Here is a 21552-nt window from a genome sequence, read left to right on the forward strand (position 1 = left end):
GGGGCCCCTTGGTGGTGTGTGGAACGGATGAGGTGGTCCGGCGTCAGGCGTCGGCCGCCGCCCGCCGCCCGGCCGTGCTGCCCAGCCGCGTGGGCGCGCCGTCGGCGGCGAAGGGGTGGCGGAAGGAGAAGGCGACGGGTGACGGGCCGTGGTCGTGCAGGTGCTCCAGCCGGCGGGAGGCGTCCGACCAGGTGGGGATGGTGTCGTCGGACACCCACCACGCCGCGTAGCTCGGCCACTGCGGCTTCAGGAACCACTCGTGCCGCTTGCTCAGGGTGGAACGGTGCAGGCCGGTGTAGACGAAGGAGAAGACGGAGTCCAGATCGGCCCACAGCGACAGGGTGGAGGCCCGGCTGTCGGTGTCGTCGGTCCGGCCGCCCGTGTAGAAGCGCGGGACGTCGAACTTCCCCCACTCCCCCCAGTCCCGCTCGAAGTTGGTGAGGTGGCTCTGGCCGGGGTCTTCCTTCGCCCGGGCGATGAATCCCGGGCTGGCTTCCGCCTGCTCGAAGGTGGGCGGTGTCCGGTCGTCGAACTCCTGGACCTCGGGATGTCCGTACGGCTGCTTCAGGATGGCGAACGTCGTGAACGCGACGCGTGGCATCGGTCTTCGTACTCCCCTGGTTCGTTGCGTGTGGTGAGGGCGGCCCCGCGCATCCGGGGCCGGGCGCGGCTATGTCCGCGCGGCGCCCACACGTTGCGTCATCAGCCCGCGCAGGAAGGCCTGCTGGAATTCGGCCGGCTGCACCATGCGGCCGGTCAGGGCCAGATACTTGTGGCTCAGTTCCGGGCTCCGGCAGATCGTCGTGAACATGCGCTGCCGTGTCGCTTCGTCCTTGCCGACGAGGGAGTCCCCGCAGATTCCGTCGGCGTGCGGAAGGATGGTGCTCTCGAACCTCTCCCGGTAGTCGGCGAGCCCCGCCCGCCGATCGGCTCCGTCCAGTGACCGGCCGGCGAAGGAGCGGGCCAGCAAGTCGGCCGACTGCAAGGCGAATCCGCAGCCGACGCCGCTCATGGCATCCAGCGAGAGGGCGGCGTCGCCGACGAACGGGACGGAGCCCTGGACCGGCCGGCGGATCTGGCTGGGATAGTCGGTGTAGCCCAGCAGGGGCGACTCGGGGACCGCGTCGGCCATCGACGGCGCCTGGTCCAGGTCGTCGAAATACTTGAGGAATTGTTCGAGCCGGCCCTCGGTCCCACGCCAGCTCTCGACCCGCGACTTCTCCGCGAAGAGAACAAGCTCGGTCCGGCCGTCGACCAGCGGATAGGTGCAGGCCAGGTCCCGGTCGTTCATGATGAAGACCGAGCGGTTGCCCTCCGGGTGCTCGATGCCGGTGAAGTAGGCGAAGAGGGCCACGCGTTCGTTCGGGCGGCTCTCGGTGGGATTGCCGAGCAGCCCGGCCAGCCTGGAGCGGCGCCCGTCCGCGGCCACCACCAGCCGGGCCCGGTACCGCTGCTGGGCACCGGTTCCGTCTCGCGTGTCCAGAGTCCAGCCGGACTCGTCCTCCTGCACGCTCTCCACGCTGGTGCCCTGGAGATACCGCACGCCCTGCCGACGCGCGGCCTCGCGCAGGGCGGGATCGAGCACACGGCGTTCCAGGTTCAGCGCGTAGGAGCCCGGCTGCTCCGGGTCGTAGCCGCCCGGCGTCTCGACGACACCTCCAGGGGTGACGAAGACGGCCTTCGTCGCGACCGACCAGGCGGGCTCGCGGAGGTGTGCGAGGCCGAGCCCGTCCAGGAGCGGCACCGCGTGCGGCTGGAGGAAATGGGTGCACAGCTGTTTGTAGGAGTGCCCGGTCACGGCCTTCTTCTCGAAGACCGCGACTCGGTATCCCATCTGGCTGAAGCGGATGGCGCTGGCGCAGCCGGCGAGGCTGCCGCCCACCACGGCGACGTCCACCGACAGGGACTCGGACTTCTGGGCGCTCACGGGTCGACCACTCTCTCTGCTGGGGCTGGCTTCTCTGCGTGCTCCGGAGCGCGCGGACGGCCCCGGTCGGCGGTGGTCAGCCCGCGCACCCGCAGCCGGCCTGGTGGGCATGCCCCTGGGCCGCTCGGCCCTCGGTGCGGTGGCCGTCCCGCTTCCACCAGTCCAGGCCGCCGATCAGCTCCTTGACCCGGAAACCCTCGGTCGCCAGCTTGATGGCCGTCTTGGTGGACGCGTTGCAGCCGATGCCGTCGCAGTAGGTCACGTACAGCGGCGCCTTGGAGAGCGCCGCCAGCGAGTCCCGGGAGATCGAGCGGTGCGGAATGCTGACCGCTCCGGGAATGTGCTCCGCTTCGTAGGACTCGCTGCTGCGACCGTCGACGACCACCAGGTCCTGGCCGCCCTCCAGAGCCGCCTTGAGGTCCGCGGAGTCCATCTCGTAGGCCAGCTTCGCCTGGTAGTAGGCCAACTGGTCGTCCTGCTCCCGGGTTTCGCCGCTCACGGCGGCCGGAGGTGCCTCCTCCGTCGCCATGAACCGCTCGGCGACGGCGTACAGGTCGCCGAGGGTGCTGGGGGTGACGAGCGAATCCGCGTGCTCGCCCAGGTCGACTCCGCAGTCCTCCAGCAGCGTGACCAGGACGCTGATGGTCAGCAGGGAGTCCAGACCCAGAGTGTTCAGGGGGGTGTCGTCGGGAAGCGGGGACAGGTCCACCGGCTTGCCCAGCGCCGCCTCCAGGTATTCGGCGACCTTGTCCTTCACCGCTACTGACATAGCTCCACCTCATCAATGGTCTCGACGGCGCCTTCGGCCGACAGTGCGAAATAGTGGGAGTCGGTCTGCTGGGCCGCGGCCGTCAGCCGCTGGACCAGCAGCCGTTCGTCCGGGGCCGCGGCCGATGCCGCCGGTACCGCGGGCGACCAGGCCACCAGGGCGGGACGCAGATACTCGGGCAGGATGCCGCGCAGCCGCTCCGCCACCTCGGCGACGACCCGTCGCTCCCGTGACACGACGCCAAGGGCGACCACGGCGCGCTGGTTGCGCAGCACCACGGCCGCGATGGCCCGGTCGACGCCGGGACAGTTCAGGGCGGCCCGGGTGACCTCGCCCAGGTGGGTGCGACGGCCTGCCAGCCAGGTGATCCGCTCGTCGGCGTGCCGGTGCAGGACGACGTTGCCGTCCGTGTCGTAGCTGCAGATGTCCCCGGTCCGGAAGTAGCGCGTACCGTCCAGGTCGACCACCAGCCGGGCGGTTTCGCCGGGCTGGTCGAAGTAGCCGCGCATCACCTGTGCGCCACCGACCCAGAGCTCGCCCTGCGCGCCCGGCCGGTGGAGTTCGACCCCGTCCCGCATGATCTTCGCCCGCGTGCCGCGCAGCGGGCGGCCGACGGGACACGTGGTCATGCGGTCCGCTTCCCTGGGCCCGACCTCGTGCGTGAAGCTGAAGATCGTGGCCTCGGGTGGGCCGAAAGCGTGCACGATACGGGCCTTCGGCAGCGCCCGGGTCCAGATGCGCAGCGTCTCCGGGTCGCAGATCTGAGCGCCCGTCATGACCAGTTCGAGGCTGGGCAGTCTGGCCTCGGTGATCTGCCGGCCGTCACCGGTGATCATGGTCAGCAGCATCGTCGTCGCGATCAGGTGTGTGATGCCCTGGCGGGCGACCACGGAGCGGATGACCGCACCGGCCGGAAGACCGCGGAACTGGTAGACGAAGGCTCCCAGCGAGAGGGGGAGCAGGGTGTCCTCGATCGACACGTCGAAGTGGAACGGGGTCAGGCCCAGCACACGGGACTCCGCGGTGAGCCGGAGCACCTCGTTCTGGCCGCGGAGGTGGGCCGTCAGGCCCGCGACGCTGATCTCGGCGCCCTGCGGTTCGCCCGTCGCGCCGGAGGCGAACACGATGTACGCGGCGTCCTCGGGACGATGGCCCACAGTGGCATGAGCGGTCGGCGGCCCCGACAGGATCCCGGCCAGTTCCTCCCCGCCCAGCCGGCACTCGCCGGCCGTCGTGGGATCCCGGTCATCCAGCGTGATCACGGCCGCCGGCCGCAGGCGGGCGAGCAGGTTCCGCAGCCGCGCCCGCGGTTCCGTGGCGTCGAGGGGGACGTACACGGCACCGCACTTCCAGATCGCGACCGCGATCATGGGCATGAAGGAACGTTTCTGCGCCAGGACGGCCACGCGATCGCCCGCACCCACCCCCCGTTCGGTCAGCCGGGCGGCGATCGCCTGGGCGCCGTGCTCAAGCTGGGCGAACGTGTAGCTGTCGGCGCCGTCGTCGATGGCCGTGCGGTCCGGCCACCTGAGCGCCGCGGCCACCAGCAGATCGCCGAGCGCGGGCGCGTCACTGCGGCCGGCCGGATCGGCCGACCAGGGCGGCAGGGCTGCCGCCTCACGTTTGACCACCACGTTCAGCTCTCTTCGTTCAGGGGAAAGGCGGTCCGGGCGATCTCTGCCACGGCGTCCCTGGCCGACGGCAGCTTTCCGGCGTACAGACAGAAGTCGTGCGGGAGATCCGGGAAGTGCCGGTGGCGCACGTCGGCCGAGCGACCGGTCATGTGCTCCGCCCAGGCCAGTCCTTCGTCCCGGAGCACGTCACAGCCGGCCGTCACGACCGAGCAGGCCGGCAGGCGGGCGACCTCGCTCTCCGGCAAGGCCATCGGATCGAAGCCGGCCTCGGAGAAGAAGGGGTGCAGCACCGACTTGAAGAGCCGCATGCTGTCCCGGTCCAGGAAGTGACCCGCGCCGAACGTCCGGTAGGACTCGCGCTCCGTGTGCAGGTCGAGGACCGGATAGATCAGGACGACGCGCGAGAAGACCCCGGGCAGGACCCGCAGCGCGAGGTAGAGCGCGAGCAGCCCCCCGACGCTGTCGCCGGCGAGGACGAGCGGCCGGTCCGTCACCGTCCGGCAGCGCGCCTCGATGTGTCCCGCCAGCTCCCGCACCGACTGCGCGACGGTGTGTTCCGGCGCCTTCAGGTAGTCGAACGCCTCCACGGGCGCCCGCAGGTCCTCCGCCAGCGTGCGCAGGAAGGGCGTGAAGACGGACGTCGAGTAGTAGACCATCCCGCCGCCGTGGACGTACACGACCCACGGGCTGTCCGCGGCCTCCTGCTCCGGCCGGATGATCACCGAGTGGTCACCCGTCTCGACGGCCGCGCCGCCGTCCGGCTCGGCGGCGGTTCCGAAGCGGGCGATCCACCGCTCGGCGTTGATCCGGTCCTGCGCCGGCGAGCCGGTGGACGCCGGCACCGCGGCGATCCTGCGGGCCGCGGCCAGGCGTCCGAACTCGGCGTTCAGGACCGGTGTCAGGCGGTCAGACATGCCCGTCCCGGTCCATGGGCTCGACGTCCCCGGCAGGCGTGAACACGAAACGGGTCGCGTTCGCCTCCCCGGCTGCCCCGGCGAGCCGCCGCATCAGCAGCTTCTCGTCCGTCTTGCCGGTCGAGGACACCGTCAGCTCGGGTGACCAGGCGAGGAGTGCCGGGCGCATGTACTCGGGGAGCAGGTGCGCCAGCCGCTTCTCCACGTCGGCCACCACCGCCCGGTCCGGTGCCATCACCACGAGCGCGATCACGTCGTGGCCGTGGCGGGGGACCAGGGCCACGGCCGCCCGCCCGACGCCCGGACAGCTCAGCGCGGTCTGCCGGATCTCGCCGAGGTGGATCCGGCGGCCCGCCAGCTTCACCTCGTCGTCGTCGCGGCCGCGGAAGACGAGGTCGCCGTTCTCGTCGTAGCTGCAGAGGTCGCCCGTGCGGTAGTAGCGGACGCCGTCCACCTCGACCACGCGGCGCGCGGTCTCCTCCGGCTGGTCGAAGTAGCCGGGCATCACCTGCTCGCCGCCGATCCACAACTCGCCGATCCGGCCCGGCTCGTGGATCTCGGCGCCGTCCTCGACGATGCGTGCCGCCACGCCGCGCAAGGGCCGGCCGATCGGGTACGCGCTCACCCGCTCCGGATCGGCGCGCTCGATCTCGTGGGCGACGCAGACGATCGTCGCTTCGGTCGGACCGTACACATTGATGACGCGCACCTCGGGAAGGCCGTGCTTCCAGACGTTGATGACTCCGGGGTCGCAGACCTCCGCGCCCGTCATCACCATCTCCAGGCACGGGAAGTTCTCCCTGGTGACCTGACGCCCGCCCTCCGTGATCATGGTCAGCAGCGTGGACACCGCGATCAGATGCGTGATCCGCTCGCGTGTGATGACCGCGCGCATGACGGCGCCGGCATGGACGCCGCGGAACTGGTAGACGAAGGCGCCCAGGGAGAGCGGCAGCAGGGTGTCCTCGATCGACACGTCGAAGTGGAACGGGGACAGGCTGAACACCCGCGAATCCGGCGTGAACCGGAGCACCTCGTTGTGGTTCCCGAAGTACGCGACCAGGTTGGCGGCACTGATCTGCACACCCTTGGGCTCCCCCGTGGAACCCGAGGTGAAGATGATGTACGCCGTGTCCTCCGGCCGGTGCACCACGGTCGGCCGGTCCGGGGCCGGCTGCGCCAGGACCGCTTCCAGTCGCGTACGGCCCGCCCAGCGGACGGTGTCCACCACGGGCTCCCGTTCGTCCAGTGCGATCACGGCACCGGGCCGCAGCCGGTCGAGCAGTCCGCGCAGCCGCGCTGCCGGCTGCGTGGCGTCGAGCGGCACGTACACGGCGCCGCACTTCCAGATCCCGATGGCCACGACGGGCATGAGCGCGCACTTCTCGGCCAGGACCACCACCCGGTCGCCCGCGCGCACACCCTGCCCGGCCAGCCACGCGGCAAGCGCACGGGCCTGCTGTTCGAGCTCCGCGAAGGTGAGACCGACGCGCCCGTCGTGCAGGGCCGGGCGGTCGGGCCAGTTGCCCGCCGCCGCGCGGACGAGATCACCGAGCGCCGGGGCCGGTCCCGTCTGGTCGGCAGGGTCGATCGACCACGGCGGCAGCGGGACCCGGGCAGCCGTCGGTACGGAATTCTTCGTCACGAGACGCCACGCACCCCGACATCGAAGTGAAAGCGGATCTTGGTCTTGGCCTCGGCACCCATGCGCCGGTAGAAGCCGATGCCGAGTTCGTTGTCGACAGGTGTCTGCCACTCGGCCCAGCCACAGCCTCGGGCGACGGAGAACTCCCGCAGCCGCTCGAGGAAAATGCGGCCGATGCCCATCCCGCGGTAGGGCTCTCGCAGGTAGAGACAGTCCATATAGGCGAACCGTTCGGCGCTCCACGTGGCGAAGTCGGTGGTGACGGTCATGAAGCCGCACGCCTCTCCGCCGGCGGTCGCGATCCACCCGTGCAGGACCGGCCGGTCCGAGAACAGCGCCGTGCTCCAGCGCTCCACCTGGCCGTCCTCCCGGAAGCTCGCGTTCTCATATGCCGCGTGTTCGCGGCACAGCGCCAACAGCGCCTCCAGGTCGCCCGGTTCGACCGGCCGCACCTCGATGTCGTGACTCATACCCATCCCGAGAAAGTCGTGTCCAGATACGCGTCGAGGGCGGCACTGTCGAGCCGTCCCCGCGCCAGCACGGTGTTGACCCACGCGTCCCGCTCGAACCTGATGACCTCGAGCTCCCAGACGCAGGCGATCAGATCGCGCTGGGCCAGCGGGGCGAACGTCGTGGCGCCGTCGGCGTCCACCACCGCGCCGCGCACCCAGTGCTTGAGCATGTCGGCGTCGTACCACTGGCTCACCAACAGGTAGCTGCCTTCGAGCCCGTGATGCAGGATCAGGAAGCCGACCGGGTGGTCCCCTTCCTGCGGGGGGCCGGAGAACACCGAGGCCGCGTGCCGCTGCAGCCACTCCGGTTCCGGAAGATCCGGGTTACGGTCCGGCTCCGCGAACATGGCGTACGCCTTCAGGGTGCGGCCGGACACGCGTACGGGGGGCAGTGCTTTGACCCAACGCGGCGCGTAGATAAGTGAGTTCATTTGGCAGTACCTCGCGCCCACGGGACGCAGACCATCTCTGTCATGTGCTTTCCGCCTCCGAAATGCCCCAGACCACCGACAGGGGGGAAACCCGCCCGCTTCACGACGTGTCCGGTGTCCTCGACGAGAGGGAGGGGCGGCCGACGGCGATGGCGCCACGGTCTGCGGTCGACCGGGCCGAAGTGGTCGGCACTCGGCAACCGAGCGGAGAACGCAGTGCTCCCTGGCGCCCCGGGCGGTCCGTATCGGCGCCCCTTGGATGACCCTCAGTCACTTGTACTGCGCACGTAGGCTTCACCGGATCGCGGCCGCCGACGATGTTGATCTTGTCAGGGCCTCGACCCTGCGTCAAGAATCAGTCGCACACGCTCTGCAAATCTTCGGATTTCGTTGTGACAGCCTGGTTTGACTATCGAAGTCGACAGAGGTGACCAGTCAGCCAACCTTGACATGACGTGCCCATTCCACTGATGATCTCCGTGGCCAGGCGGGCTGGACGCCGGACATCACGCACAGTGATCACTCGCGCGTCTTCCCTCGCGCCGGTTCGGCGAGCGCCCGAGGGTCTTCTGCCACCGAACACCAACAACGCCGCGACGTTCCCCGGTACGCGCCGGGAATCCGCGATGTCCCTGATCGGGACCGACAGCGTTACGACGGAGGGGAACGTATGCGATTCAGTCCGCTGGCACGGGCACGGTCGTCGGTCGTCTCGACATTCGGCGGGCTGCCGACCGGCTTCTGGTGGCTGTGGACCGCTCAACTGGTCAACCGCGCCTGCGGCTTCGTCATGCCACTGCTCGCGTTCTACATCACCGACGAATTGCACCGCACCGCCGCGTTCGCCGGCACCGTCGTCGCGGTCATCGGCTTCGGATCGCTCGTGGCCGGGCCGTTCGGAGGCATCCTGGCGGACCGCCTCGGTCACAAGCCGACGCTGGTCGGCGCGCAGTGCGCCACCGCGGTGGGCATGGTCGCCCTCGCCTACGCACGCTCGCCGTGGGCCTTGCTGCTGGCGGCGTTCGCTGTCGGAGTGGTCAACAACGCGACACGGCCCGCGCACAACGCGCTCATCGCCGAGGTCACCCCGCCCGAGGTCCAGGCCAGGGCCTACTCGCTCAACTTCTGGGCGATCAACATCGGTTACTCGGTGGCGATGCTCTCGGTGGGCCTGGTGTCCGTCACCGGTTACACCGCACTGTTCTGGCTCAACGGCGCCACCTTCCTGATCGGCGCCCTGCTGATCGCGGCCCGGGTCCCCGGACGAGCCGAGACTCCCGCGCCGGCGGTCGCCCCGGACGGGGAAGGCTTCGGCAGCGTCCTGCGCGACCGGTCCTTCGTGGCGTTCGTCGCCGCCGAGTTCCTGGTGCTCACGATCCTCATGCAGTCCGAGAGCGGCCTGCCGATCGCCATGGGCCGGGACGGGTTCTCCCCGAGCGCGTTCGGGCAGGTCGCCGCGCTCAACGGCATCCTGATCGCAGCGGTACAACTCCCGCTCACCCAGCTCTACAAGCGGTTCCCGGAGTCATGGGCGCTCGCCGGTTCGTCCGCGCTGATCGGGGTCGGCTACTCGGTGCTCCTCTTTGGCCATTCGTCCTGGTTCTACGGAGCGTCCATCGTGGTGTGGACGCTGGGCGAGATCGGCAACACCCCGACCAGTTTCGCCGTCGTGGCGCGCATGTCGCCGGACCACATGCGCGGTCGGTACCAGGGGCTCTTCCAGGTCGCCTGGACGGGCTCGGCGGTGGTGGCACCGCTGTTCGGCGGGTGGGTGATCGACACCTGGGGTTCGAGCCCGCTGTGGATCGCCTCGCTGGTCCTCACCGCGGTCGCGGCAGCCGCGCAGTTGGGCATCGGCTCTCGGCTGACGCGCCGCGCGGCGGCCGCACTGCCGGCGGACGGGACACCACCGCCCAAGTCGGCTGCCGAGACGGCACATTCCGGCACGCCGACCGACCGCCGCGACGAACCCGCCGAGTGAGCCGCCCCCTTCGGCTCGACAACCGCCGCGACGAACTCGCTGAGTGAGCCGCCGCCTTCAGCTCGACGACCGCGAACGGACAGCGCGTCGGACGGGTGGAGCGGTGACAGCAGCGCCCCCGGACGACGACGCGTCACGGACCTACACCTCAACCGGCTGCCCTGACACGCAGCCGTCTCGTACGACGCCCCTCGAAGGAGCCATGATGGACCGTCAGACCCACCGCCCGCCCGCCGTGATCGTCATGAGCGATCTGGCGGCCCTGGCCCGCCAGCACCGCCTGATCACCGACATCGCCGGGCGCGGACTGACTCCGCTGGTCATCGTCGGGCCCACGACCGACCTGGCACGGCTGACCGCTCACATCGAGGACCCCACGCATCCGTTGTCCCGGATCGCGGCCGTCCGCCGGCTTCCGAGCCCCGCGGTCGACGGCGTGTGGGCATCGGTACAGGACTGGATCACCGACTTCGACATCCGCGGTGTGATCTGCAGTGGCGAGGTCTTCGTCGACCCGGCCGGGGCGCTGTCGGAGGCCTTGGGGCTGCCGGGCCCCGGTGCCTGGGCGGCCCGGGTGTGCCGGGACAAGGTCATGCAGCGCGTGGTCCTGGGCGACCACGGCCCGTCGTGGCGTGCCTTCGCCCCGCACGCTCGGGACACCGCGACGTCCGATGGGTACCCGTGCGTCGTCAAGCCGGCGGGGCGGATGTTCAGTTCGGGGGTCGTCAAGGTCTCGGACGACGCGGAACTGCGCGCCGCGCTGGCCGCCTACGAGCCGGACGAGACGATTCTGGTGGAGGAACTCGTCACCGGGCCCGAGTTCTCGGTCGAGGCCCTGGTCCATCACGGCGAGGTGGTCTGGAGCGGCGTCACCGCCAAGATCACCAACGAGGACAGCAGCCGGTACTTCACGGAGATCGGCCACACCAGCCCCGCCAAGGTGCCCTCGTCCGAGTCGGACGCCCTCATCGCCGCGAACACCGCCATCCTGAAGGCCCTGCGGTTCGGCAGCGGCATCACCCACGCGGAGTTCCGCCTGCGCGAGGGACAGCCGGTGTTGATGGAGATCGCTGCCCGGCTGCCCGGCGACGCGATCACCATGCTGTGGCACCTCGCCACCGGCCAGCCCATCGAGCCGGCCATCGTCGACCTCGCCCTCGGCATCGCACCGCGGTACCCGCAGCCCTCCCGGCGAGCCGTCCAGCGATTCGTGGACCACCGGCCGGGCCGGCTGATGGACGTCCGGTCCGCCGCGCAGACGGTGTCGTGGATCGGGGACGACGGCTACTGGCCCACCGTGACCTCGTCCGAGGCGGACGCTCCGGCTCGGTGTGCCTCGATCATGGTCGGGCTTTCGCGCGGTGCCTCGCTCGGGACCTTGCACGACTCAAGCGGACGCTCGGCATCCGTGGTCGTCGACCTCCCCTGGGAAGCGGACCCCGTCAGCGAGACACGTGTCTTCGTGGACCAGGTCGAGTTGACGATCGAGGCGGAGGCCTCCTGATCCATGGGTCCGATCCCCGACGCTCCGCCCACCGTGCGCGCCCTCGTGTTCCGTACCCCCACGCCGCACGACGCGCTGCCGGTCTGGCGGCTGGCCGAGAAGGCCCCCCACCCGGACTCCCACAGCCCGCACTTCTACGCGCGGTGGTTCCGGGACTTCGCCGGCACCTCACTCGTCGCGGCCGTGGGCCGGGACGTGATCGGGTTCCTCATGGGGTACAGGCGTCCGGACTCACCCGACACCTACTTCGTCCGGCAGACCGCCGTCAGCCCGCACCATCGCATCCCGGCCCTCGCTGCCCATCTTCTGCGGGCGGCGGCGGAGCGGGAGATCGCGAAAGGCGCGCGGTACGTCGAGGCCGGACTCACGCCCGGCAACAGGGCCGCCGTCGATGCCTGCGAGCAGTTCGCGAAGCGGCACCGCACCGGCATCCATAGGGAGGCGCTGTTCCCCGCGTCCCGGTTCCCGGGCGGCCACCGTGACGAGGTCCTCTACCGGATCGGCCCCCTCGGCGGGACCCTCTGATTCCGAGCCGGCCGCGGGGTGGGTTCGCGGCCGGCCGGGGGGTGGCGTTGCCAGGGCTTCGCCGAGGCGGCTCATGACCATGCTGGATGTCGCGCTCGGTGGGGTCCTGTGACTGAGCGCCGCAGCGGCCATCGGGCACGTCGGTCAGGGGGCCGGACGTGTCCGCCAGGCCACCGCGCCGGCCGGTCAGGTGAGCCGCCGCATCCGCCGGGCCACTGCGGGGGCCGGTCAGGTGAGCGACCGTATCCGCCAGGCCGCCCTCAGCATATCCGGCCGCCCGGCGGCCCGGCGGCCCGGCGGCCCCGCCGTGTCCGTCAGCCGACCGAGGTCCTGGGCCGTGCTCCGAGGGACCGTGAGATGCCGCGCGCCGCGACCTGCACCAGCGGGACGAGGGCCTGCGGGTTCACGGCGTCGGCGTGGGCGACGACCGAGACGGCCGCGACGGCGGTATTGTCCGGTCCGCACACGGGGGCGGCGACCGACAGGGCGTCCATCGTCACCTGCCGGTCGCTGATGGCGACCCCGGTGCGGCGCACCTCGGCGAGAGCGCGGCGCACCTGGTCCGGGGTGCACAGGGTCTTTTCCGTGTACCGGACGAACGGCCGGGAGAGCACCCGTTCCTGGACCTCGCGGGGTGCGTGGGCGAGCAGGACGAGGCCGACGCCGGTCGGCGCGAGGTCGAACCGCCCGCCGACGCGGGTGCGGACCCGGACCGCGTCACGGCCGGCCAGGCGCTCCACGTAGACGACGGACAGCTCCTCGCGGACGGCGAGTTGCACGTTCTCGCGGGTGATGTGCCCGAGGTCGGAGAGGTACGGCAGGGCGGCCTCGCGCAGGCCGAGGCCCCGCGGGGCGAGCGAGGCGATCTCCCACAAGCGCAGCCCGATGCGGTAGCCGCCGTCCGCCTCGCGTTCCAGCGCGCCCCAGCCGACCAGTTCCTTCACCAGCCGGTGGGTGGTGGTGAGGGGCAGGCCGGTGTGGCGGGAGATCTCGGCGAGCCGCAGGACGGGCCGTTCCGCGGCGAAGGCTTCCAGCACCTGCAGCGCCCTGGCCGTCACCGAACAGCCGTCGGTCGGACCTCGGCGCTGCATGCGGACCTCCTTGTTCCCCAGCGGACTCGGGCACGTCACCGAAAAGCTAGGCAGAGCCCTGACGGCCGTCAATGCTCTGGCGAGTATCCGAGGCGACGGATGCTGGCCGGCCGGCGAGCGGTCCGGCAGGAGGGGAGTGTCCGCGCGGCGCCCACCGCTGACGGACCCCGGGCGCCGCCGGCCGTCAGAGGTCCAGGACGAGCCTCGGGCACGCCGCGCGGGAGACACACACCATCATCGTGTCGTGCGCCTCCTGCTCGGCGGGGGTGAGGAGGGAGTCGCGGTGATCGACCGTCCCTTCGAGCACGGCCGTCTCACAGGTGCCGCACGTGCCCTCCCGGCAGGAGGAGAGGACCTGCACCCCGGCCTCCTCGACCGCCTCCAGCACGGACTTCTCCGGCGGGACGGTGACGGTGATGCCGGTTTGCGCCAGCTCGACCTCGAACGCCCCGTCCCGTACGGGCTCTTGGACCTCCCTTGGCGTGAACCGCTCGACGTGGAGGGTGCCGGCCGGCCAGCCGGCGCACCGCTCCTCGACGGCCTTGACCAGCGGTTCGGGTCCGCAGCAGTAGACGAGCGCACCGGGGCGCGGTGCCCCCAGGAGCGCGTCGAGGTCGAGGAGCCCGCACACGTCCTCGGGCCGGATACGCACCCGCTCCCCGTACCGGGTGGCGAGGGTGTCACGGAAGGCCATCGACGCGAGCGTCCGCCCTCCGTAGGCCAACTCCCAGGCACCCCCCTGCTGTTCGGCCTGCTCCAGCATCGGAACGATCGGAGTGATGCCGATACCGCCGGCGATGAAGACGTACTCCTCGGCGCCCTCCAGGGGGAAGTGGTTGCGCGGGCCGCGCACCCTGACCGGATCGCCCTCGGACAGCTTGCCGTGCACGTGGAGGGAGCCGCCGCGGCCTGCCTGCTCCCGCAGGACGGCGACACGCCATACGCGGGCGTCCTGCGGCGAGGAGCACAGCGAGTACTGCCGCACGAGATCCGGGGCGAGCAGCAGATCGATGTGCGCGCCGGGCGTCCAGGCGGGCAGCGGAGCGCCGTCGGGCCGGCGCAGGTCGAGCGAGACGACACCTGCGGCCTCGTCTGTACGGCGGGCCACGACGAGGTCGAGTTCGGCCTCGGGTGCGGTGGTGTTTCCAGACATCAGGGTCCTTGAGTACGCGAGTAGTACGCGAGTACGCAAACGGGCGGGAGTACGGGCATGCGCGGGTTCAGATGCCGGCAAGGTGGCTGAGCGCGGACGCCGGACCAGGCCAGGCAGGCCCCGTCACGGATGCCCCTCGGGGTGGGCGAGCAGCCACTCCCACAGCTCCACCGGGTCCTCGGACTCCTGGGACGCACCGCACCAGCACCAGCCGCCCAGCCGGTCCGAGCCGGGGAGCCACACGATCCGGTAGACCGTGTCCCCGTCGAGCATCGTCGTGGGCCGCGGGCTCAACGGACGGCCGCCGCGGACTCGGTCGCGCCGGCCTTGACGAGCCGCTGGAGGATGCGGCGGGCGGCCAGGCCACCGGTGTCGATGTTGATGCTGAGCTCCTGCGTCCCGGCCGGTTCGGCGGCGACGACCTGCTCCAGCTTGTCCAGGGCGACGACGTCCTGGAGGACGACGGTGCGGTTGTTCTCGTACAGGAAGTCGGTGACCGCCTGGTCGTCCAGCGCGAAGTCGCGGGCCACGGCCCAGAAGTCGTGGGTGCTGGACTCGGTCTCGGGGGTGATGGCGTAGACGATCTCGACGTGGAAGGCGTCCGGGTCGCTGCCGTCCGGGCGCGGGCCGGGCGCGCCGGCGGGGGCGATGCGCGAGTGCAGCAGGTACAGGCAGGGGGCGTGGTACTCGCTGTCCTGCCAGCGCGTGATGCGGCCGTTGATGCCGGTGGACCTGGCGTAGAACGGCGGGCATTCCGCGTCGTCCATGTGGCGGCTGACGTACACGACGCCCGCCTTCTCGTCCACCTCGGTGGTGATGGGGGTCTCGGCGACCTCGGGGGTGCCGATGTAGCCGCCGTGCAGGTAGGTCTCGTGGGACAGGTCGAGCAGGTTGTCCACGAGGAGGCCGTAACGGGCCGCCAGCGGTTCCATGCCGCTGATGGTGGTGTACTCGGGCGAGTCCAGCCAGGGGGCACGGGGGATGCGGCTCTCGTCGGCCTTGTCCTGGTCGCCGATCCACACCCACACGAAGGAGTCCTGTTCCTTGACGGGGTAGGAGGCGAGCCGGGCGGTGCGCGGCACACGCTGCTGGCCGGGCACCCGCACGCACACGCCGTCGGCTCCGTAGGTGAAGCCGTGGTAGCCGCAGACGACCGTGTCGCCGTCCAGCCGGCTCGGCTTCTCGGAGAGCGGGAAGCGGCGGTGCACGCAGCGGTCGGCCATGGCGGTGACCTCGCCTGCTTCAGTACGCCAGAGAAGGATCGGCTCACCGCAGACGGTCCGGGTGAACAGCTCCCGCCCGATCTCGCTGCCGTAGGCGGCCACGTACCACTGGTTGCGCGCGAATGACGTCGTCGTCATCGTCTTCTCCCTTGGGTGCGGGCGAACCCGGCACATCGACGGATTGCGGACTGGAGACCGGATTTCGAGGTGTTCCGGATGGCGCATCGCGCTCGCGGACAGGAGGTTTGCGGGCTTCCGGCACCCTTGCCTCCGAGAGGCCGGAGCGGACGCCGTGGGTTTCCAGAGTGCTGTGGGCACGGACCTGTGAACAGGGCGCCTTCCGCTGACCGGAAGGCCGGAACCAGAGCCGTTCGGAGGGACGGGCGGCCCATAAGGCAGGTAGGTCCGCCCCTGTGTGACACTGACATGCCATTTCGATCACATCGGAGAAGGGATCTTCTCTTGCACGGTCACGCTCCACGGCGTCCACGGAAAAGATGGCTGCCGGCAGCCGGCAGCACAGGGGCGCTTCTGGCGTCACTGCTCGTGCCGGCAGCCCTGTCGCAGCCGGCAGCCGCTGCCGAACCGGCCCCGCAGACAACCGGAATCGCGGCGGCGACCCCCACGGTGTCGCCCATGGCGCAGACCGGACCGCGCAACATCATCAAGCGTCTGCAGGACACCTACATCACCAACGCGGACACCGCCGACCACTCGCAGGGACACGTCCTGCACGTCGGCACACCCGACAACGGCACCACGAAATACCGCAGTTTCATGCGCTTCGACGTCTCCAGGCTGCGCGGGGCACCGATAGCGAAGGCCACGTTGCGCGTGTACAACTCCTTCGTCTCCGACTGCGACGCGAAGGCGTGGATGGGTGTCTACCCGGTGACCCAGCCCTGGGACCAGTCCACGATCACCTGGGCCAACCAGCCGACCGTCGGCGCCGGCAAGGGAACATGGTTCGGGCTCGGCCATCCGGACTGCCCGGACATCCCCGACAAGTACAACCCGTCCGCGTCCAACGGCATCCAGCGCATCGACGTCACCGACTGGGTGAAGGCGTGGGCCAACGACTCCTCGTTCCCGAACTACGGCATCCGGTTCTCGGCGCAGGAGGACGTCAGCACGGGCTACAAGGACTTCTGCTCCATGAACCCGCTGTCCAGCGACTACGCGTGCAACGCCGCGTACAACACGCCGACGCTGGAAGTCGAGTTCAACACCGGATCGACGCCGATCATCTCGGGCAACGCCTACCCCGGCAAGGGCAAGGACACGGACTATCCGACGCCCCACGCGACGGTGGACTTCCTGGACTCCGCCAACCCGAGCGTCTGGCCGGCCTCGGGTCCCTACCAGCGGTGGCTTCCCGACGCCTACCACTCGGTCCTCGACACGAGCCTCAAGGGTGACAGCTGGGGCGGCGGCACCTCCCACAAGCTGCGTCCCGGCGGCACCTACGGCGGAACGGTCCTGGTCACAGCCGACCGGGCCAGCGGTTTCGTCGGCGTGATCCCCTACCCGGCGCTGGCCGGCTATCACTGGGCGATCAACGCGGGCATCACCGGCATCCACGGCGTCGAGATGCTGCCGGACGGCACCGTCGTCGCCGCCTCGGCCGACCACGTCTTCGGCCAGGACAAGAACACGGGCAAGGACATCCCGGGCGGACTCGCGGTCTACTCCAAGGCACAGGGCACCCCGGGGAACTGGAACGCGACGCCCGTCCAGGGCATCCCCCTGGACGGTGCGCACGAAGTGGTGTACGACCCCGGCACGCACTCGCTCTGGGCGATCGGCACCGACAGCCTGGTGCGCTACGACTACGCCGACGGCCGGCTCACCCCCGGAACGTCCTGGCCGCTGCCCAAGCAGGCCGGCGGTGCTCCGGCGTACGGTCACGAACTCACCCCCGTCTACGGCAACTCCGACCGCTTCTGGGTCGGCACCAACGGCGGAATCGTCCAGTTCTCCAAGAGCGGCGCCGTCGACTGCTACGACGACACCCCGGACACCTGGCCCGTTCCGGCGAAGGTGGCCGAACTGCCCGGCGGAGACAAGCACTGGTGCACGAACTATGCGAACCGGACCGAGGTCACCCAGCGGCACATGATCAAAAGCGTCGGGAACGACCCCGCCACGGGCCGGGTGATCTCCACCTGCTCCCAGGCCGGATGCCCCGAGATGCAGACCGACGACCTCCCGGAGGAGCATGCCAACGGCTGGGACACCTCGTTCATCCGCTTCATCCCGACCAGCGGACCGATGACCCTCCAGCAGGTGGACCCGTACGACCGACGCTACAAGGCGACCTGGGCAGTACCCGCCTACCAGTAGAGACCGGCACCGCACCCGCGCGATCGTCTTCTTCAGCGCGCCCGCATGATGCGGTGCCGTCTCCCGGGAGACAGGAGACGCTGGTGCGGCGCGTCGGACCGAGCAGATCGAACAGACCGAACAGATCCTGGGACTGGTCGGCGGTGTGCTCGTCCAGGATGTCATCGGCGTCTTCCTCCACTCCCGCCCGGGCACCGGGCCGCCCTGGAGCATGCCAGGCGGCTTTACCTCCACTGCCCCTACTCGGAAGAGAGCTGGAGCGACGCACTGCGGGCGCAGGTGCGCCCGCAGGCGGACCACGTGCTCACCGAGATAGACCGACTGCTCACCCGGACCCGGAAATGAGCAAGGCCGGTTTCGGATTCCTCCGGCCCTGGACCGCGACGATGCGTGACCTGCGGAAGCCGTGCCATGCCGCGTGCGGCCGGCGCCCTCGCCGCGGCCAGGGTGCGGTACCTGCCCGCGGGACAAACTCTGGCTCGCCGCCCCTTCGCTGCGACGTGTGGCAGCGGAGGCGCTCGCGGCGGCCGGCCCGGCAGCGCCTGACCGCTCTACCGCGAAACCGCCGTCGGCTTCGTGATCGCATCCGCTATCCGCAGCGCCATCTGCACCTGGCTGGCGTCGCGGTGCGTCGGTGTCCACGAGTACACCGCGGTGCGCCGAAGGTCCCGCGTCGCCATCATGGCCGAGTTGTAGCCGTACTGCTCCCCTGTCTTACCCCACAGGGTCACGCCGTTGACCGTGACCGTTTGGAGGCCCGCGCTGTAGCGGGCCGGGGAGCCGTCCACCATCCGCACTTCCGGCGCCGGCAACTCGAACATCTTGTCGAGCGTCGTCTTCGGCAGCACCTTGCCCGGCGTGAACAGGGCTGTGATGAAGCGGTTCAGATCGCGTGTCGTGGAGACGATCTCGCCCTCGCCCCACGCCTCGGACTGGTTGTATTCCGTCACGTCCTGCAGGGTGCCGTCCGACATCGCCAGGTAGCCGTGGACGTGCGGGCCGTGGATCTTCGGGTCGTTGCCCGGGAAGGACGTGTGACACAGGCCCAGTGGGCGCAGGATGCGGTCGCCGATCACCTTGCCGTACGGCTTGCCCGTCACCTTTTCGAGCAGCAGGGCCGCCAGGACGTAGTTCATGCCCCGGTACTCCTGCTTCGTGCCCGGCGTGAACTTCATCGGGGCGTCCTCGGGGAGAGCCGCCACCAGCCGCATCGGCGTCCACTGGTCGTAGCGGTGCTGGAGGATCTGCTCCGGGGTGTCGGTCCGCTGGGAGTCCGGGATGCGCTCGTCCGGCAAGCCGCTGGTGTGGTCGAGGAGTTGGGAGACCTTGATCGGGGCGTAGCCGTCGGGGAGCAGGCCGGGCAGGTAGTCCTGAACCGGCTTGTCCAGGTCCAACCGACCCTCCGCCGAGAGCTGTAGCACGGCCGTCGCCACGAAGACCTTCGTGATGCTGCCCGCCCGGAACGTGTCGCCCTGGCGGACCGGTGCGCCCGTCCTTCTGTCCGCTACGCCCTCCGTGCCGTACCAGTGTCCCGCCGTGCCGCTGACCAGCAGTTGAGCGGCCACCGCCTGCGGGTGGTCCAGATCGGAGATCGCGGCGCGGAGTGCCGCCGTGTCGAGCGGCGGGAGCGTGGTGGACGCGGGCGAAGCCGCGGGCGACGGTGTGGCAGCCAGCGCGGCAGGGGTCGCGGCGGCCGTGAGGAGGGTGGCGGTCAGAGCCGCGCCCACGACGGCCCGGCGGGACAGGAAGGTCGAAGTCATGCAGATCATGATTTCGTCACGCCCTCGCCGTGCCATCCGGGAACACCCCCACCCTCCCCCCTAACTGTCCCTGACGACTGAGCAGGGCCGGCCCGTGTCGCCCCGGCGGTCGGATGCCGGAAGACGAACGGGTGCTGCTGCCGGCCACGGTGGCACGGCGTCAGTTGCCGGGAGCGGCCCTCGCGACCATCGTCGACCTCCTCGGACACGGCGCCTACAGCAGCACCCCGCAGACCCGGCTGCACGCACTCGCCCCCGGCCTCGGCCAGACCATCGGCTGGCACCGCTTCGACCACGAGCACCACGCCGCGGCCAACCGGCACCGGCGCGCCGCCGTCCACGCCGCCGACCTTGCCCGCGACTCCCTCAGCCTCGCCCAGCCAATCGGCGCATCCCGCCACGAGACGTCGTACTTCCGCTCGACCTCCCGCATCGTCATGCCGCCGCGATGGTCGCGCGGTCCGGCCCTCCGGCTCACCGCGCCGACGGCACCGGCCCCCGTGGTCGCCATCGGGTGCGGGGCCGTCAGGGGGCCGTGTGGCGGTCGAGGGCGCGGGCCATCTGTCGGTGACGCGGTCGTCGGTGCCGGCGAGGCGGATCAGTGCGCGCGGGATCTCGGACTTGTCGAATCGGCGGTAGCGGGGCCTCCCGGTCCCAGACGTCTTTTTGATGAGCTGGAAGATCCATACCCTTGTGGTGATGGTCACGCATCTGACTTGAGGAGTCCCGTGTCCGCTGCCCACCACCTCCCGGACATCCTGTCACCCGAGTTCGCCGCGAACCCCTACCCGGCCTATGCGGTGATGCGGGAGAAAGAACCCCTGATGTGGCACGAGGCCACACAGAGCTACATCATCTCCCGCTATGAGGACGTCGAACGCGTCTTCAAGGACAGGAAGGCGCAGTTCACCACCGACAACTACAACTGGCAGCTCGAACCGGTCCACGGCAAGACGATCCTCCAGCTCAGCGGTCGCGAACACGCGGTACGCAGGGCCCTCGTCGCCCCCGCGTTCCGTGGCAGCGATCTGCAGGAGAGGTTCCTGCCGGTCATCGAGCGCAACTCGCGCGAGCTCATCGACACCTTCCGGTACTCCGGATCCGCCGACATCGTCAGCGACTACGCGACCCGTTTCCCGGTCAACGTCATCGCGGACATGCTGGGCCTGGACAAGGCCGACCACGCCCGGTTCCACGGCTGGTACACGGCCGTCATCGCCTTCCTCGGCAACCTCTCGGGCGACCCCGAGGTCGCCGCCGCCGGTGAGCGCACCCGCGTGGAGTTCGCCGAGTACATGCTTCCGGTCATCCGTGAACGGCGCGCCAACCCGGGCGATGACCTGCTGTCCACCCTGTGCGCCGCGGAGGTGGACGGTGTGCGCATGAGCGACGAGGACATCAAGGCCTTCTGCAGCCTGCTGCTCGCGGCGGGCGGTGAGACCACCGACAAGGCGATAGCCGGCATTCTGGCGAACCTCCTCAGCAACCCCGACCAGCTGGCGGCCGTCCGCGCGGACCGGAGCCTGATACCCGCCGCTTTCGCGGAGACCCTCCGCTACACACCGCCGGTCCAGATGATCATGCGGCAGTCGGCGACCAGCGTCGAGGTCACCGGTGGCACCATACCGGCGGGTGCCACGGTCACCTGTCTCATCGGCGCCGCGAACCGGGACGAGCGGCGATACCGCGACCCCGACCGGTTCGACATCTTCCGCGACGACCTTGCCACGACCTCGGCCTTCTCGGCCGCTGCCGGCCACCTCGCCTTCGCGCTCGGCCGGCACTTCTGCGTGGGCGCGCTCCTGGCCAAGGCGGAGGTCGAGGTGGGCCTGAACCAGTTGCTGGACGCCATGCCCGACCTGCGCCTCGCGGACGGACACGACCCCGTCGAACAGGGGGTCTTCACCCGGGGCCCGAAGACGCTGCCCGTGCGCTTCACACCGGTCACGGCCTGACCGAATGGTTCCCTCCGCGCCCGGGGGCCGCCCGGCGCGCGGGGGGGTGCCTCTATGTCTTTCGTCAAGCGATGCGGGGGCTCCTGGGTGCGTAGAAGGTTCCGTCGCGGAGCATGGCGAACAGGACGCTGGTGCGGTGGCGGGCGAGGCGGAGGAGGGCCTGGGTGTGGGTTTTGCCGCGGGCT

At 70.3% G+C, this 21552-nt stretch carries 18 protein-coding genes; 5 read left to right on the forward strand and 13 right to left on the reverse strand.

Annotated features, from left to right (window positions below; all coding sequences use genetic code 11):
* Positions 1-43: 43 nt before the first annotated feature.
* The 8 genes from ACH4OA_RS02940 to ACH4OA_RS02975 all read right to left on the reverse strand — a co-directional run bounded on the left by ACH4OA_RS02940 (position 44) and on the right by ACH4OA_RS02975 (position 7832).
* Complete coding sequence (locus ACH4OA_RS02940; protein WP_397935489.1) at positions 44-601, reverse strand: DUF3291 domain-containing protein; 558 nt, start codon at positions 599-601, stop codon at positions 44-46.
* Positions 602-670: 69 nt separating this feature from the next.
* Complete coding sequence (locus tag ACH4OA_RS02945; protein WP_397967332.1) at positions 671-1927, reverse strand: NAD(P)/FAD-dependent oxidoreductase; 1257 nt, start codon at positions 1925-1927, stop codon at positions 671-673.
* A gap of 76 nt (positions 1928-2003) precedes the next feature.
* Positions 2004-2696, reverse strand: coding sequence for a rhodanese-like domain-containing protein (locus tag ACH4OA_RS02950; RefSeq protein ID WP_397967334.1), 693 nt, complete (start codon positions 2694-2696; stop codon positions 2004-2006).
* Complete coding sequence (locus tag ACH4OA_RS02955) at positions 2687-4330, reverse strand: AMP-binding protein (RefSeq protein WP_397967335.1); 1644 nt, start codon at positions 4328-4330, stop codon at positions 2687-2689. The genes ACH4OA_RS02950 and ACH4OA_RS02955 overlap by 10 nt, the downstream gene beginning before the upstream one ends.
* Positions 4331-4332: 2 nt before the next feature.
* Positions 4333-5244, reverse strand: coding sequence for an alpha/beta hydrolase fold domain-containing protein (locus tag ACH4OA_RS02960; RefSeq protein ID WP_397967337.1), 912 nt, complete (start codon positions 5242-5244; stop codon positions 4333-4335).
* Positions 5237-6889 (reverse strand): amino acid adenylation domain-containing protein, encoded by a 1653-nt coding sequence (locus tag ACH4OA_RS02965; RefSeq protein ID WP_397935495.1) that lies wholly within the window; start codon positions 6887-6889, stop codon positions 5237-5239. The genes ACH4OA_RS02960 and ACH4OA_RS02965 overlap by 8 nt, the downstream gene beginning before the upstream one ends.
* Positions 6886-7359 (reverse strand): GNAT family N-acetyltransferase, encoded by a 474-nt coding sequence (locus ACH4OA_RS02970; protein ID WP_397967338.1) that lies wholly within the window; start codon positions 7357-7359, stop codon positions 6886-6888. Before ACH4OA_RS02970 ends, ACH4OA_RS02965 begins: the two co-directional genes overlap by 4 nt.
* On the reverse strand, positions 7356-7832 hold the full coding sequence (locus ACH4OA_RS02975; RefSeq protein WP_397967341.1) for a hypothetical protein: 477 nt from the start codon (positions 7830-7832) through the stop codon (positions 7356-7358). The genes ACH4OA_RS02970 and ACH4OA_RS02975 overlap by 4 nt, the downstream gene beginning before the upstream one ends.
* A 670-nt stretch (positions 7833-8502) precedes the next feature.
* Between ACH4OA_RS02975 and ACH4OA_RS02980 the strand changes: the two genes are divergently transcribed.
* From ACH4OA_RS02980 to ACH4OA_RS02990, 3 genes are all read left to right on the forward strand, one after another.
* The gene (locus ACH4OA_RS02980; protein WP_397935500.1) at positions 8503-9813 is read left to right on the forward strand and encodes an MDR family MFS transporter; all 1311 of its coding nucleotides are present in this window, start codon (positions 8503-8505) and stop codon (positions 9811-9813) included.
* 202 nt (positions 9814-10015) lie between these two features.
* Positions 10016-11317: an acetyl-CoA carboxylase biotin carboxylase subunit family protein gene (locus tag ACH4OA_RS02985; protein ID WP_397935502.1), complete on the forward strand. Its 1302-nt coding sequence runs from the start codon at positions 10016-10018 to the stop codon at positions 11315-11317.
* A gap of 3 nt (positions 11318-11320) precedes the next feature.
* Positions 11321-11842, forward strand: coding sequence for a GNAT family N-acetyltransferase (locus tag ACH4OA_RS02990; RefSeq protein WP_397967342.1), 522 nt, complete (start codon positions 11321-11323; stop codon positions 11840-11842).
* Positions 11843-12156: 314 nt separating this feature from the next.
* Here the strand turns inward: ACH4OA_RS02990 and ACH4OA_RS02995 are convergent, their stop codons facing one another.
* From ACH4OA_RS02995 to ACH4OA_RS03010, 4 genes are all read right to left on the reverse strand, one after another.
* Complete coding sequence (locus ACH4OA_RS02995) at positions 12157-12933, reverse strand: IclR family transcriptional regulator (protein ID WP_397935503.1); 777 nt, start codon at positions 12931-12933, stop codon at positions 12157-12159.
* 184 nt (positions 12934-13117) lie between these two features.
* On the reverse strand, positions 13118-14086 hold the full coding sequence (locus ACH4OA_RS03000) for a PDR/VanB family oxidoreductase (RefSeq protein ID WP_397967344.1): 969 nt from the start codon (positions 14084-14086) through the stop codon (positions 13118-13120).
* A 123-nt stretch (positions 14087-14209) separates the two neighbouring features.
* Positions 14210-14380, reverse strand: a complete 171-nt coding sequence (locus ACH4OA_RS03005) for a hypothetical protein (protein WP_397967380.1) — start codon at positions 14378-14380, stop codon at positions 14210-14212.
* Positions 14377-15447 (reverse strand): Rieske 2Fe-2S domain-containing protein, encoded by a 1071-nt coding sequence (locus ACH4OA_RS03010; protein ID WP_397967347.1) that lies wholly within the window; start codon positions 15445-15447, stop codon positions 14377-14379. Before ACH4OA_RS03010 ends, ACH4OA_RS03005 begins: the two co-directional genes overlap by 4 nt.
* A 498-nt stretch (positions 15448-15945) precedes the next feature.
* Here ACH4OA_RS03010 and ACH4OA_RS03015 point away from each other — a divergent pair, with 498 nt between their 5' ends.
* Positions 15946-17652: a DNRLRE domain-containing protein gene (locus tag ACH4OA_RS03015; RefSeq protein ID WP_397967349.1), complete on the forward strand. Its 1707-nt coding sequence runs from the start codon at positions 15946-15948 to the stop codon at positions 17650-17652.
* A 551-nt stretch (positions 17653-18203) separates the two neighbouring features.
* Here the strand turns inward: ACH4OA_RS03015 and ACH4OA_RS03020 are convergent.
* On the reverse strand, positions 18204-19412 hold the full coding sequence (locus ACH4OA_RS03020) for a serine hydrolase domain-containing protein (RefSeq protein ID WP_397967351.1): 1209 nt from the start codon (positions 19410-19412) through the stop codon (positions 18204-18206).
* A gap of 728 nt (positions 19413-20140) precedes the next feature.
* Between ACH4OA_RS03020 and ACH4OA_RS03025 the strand changes: the two genes are divergently transcribed.
* On the forward strand, positions 20141-21367 hold the full coding sequence (locus ACH4OA_RS03025) for a cytochrome P450 (protein ID WP_397967352.1): 1227 nt from the start codon (positions 20141-20143) through the stop codon (positions 21365-21367).
* Positions 21368-21552: the final 185 nt, after the last annotated feature.

Source organism: Streptomyces sp. NPDC017095, from assembly GCF_044332325.1.
Lineage (GTDB): Bacteria > Actinomycetota > Actinomycetes > Streptomycetales > Streptomycetaceae > Streptomyces.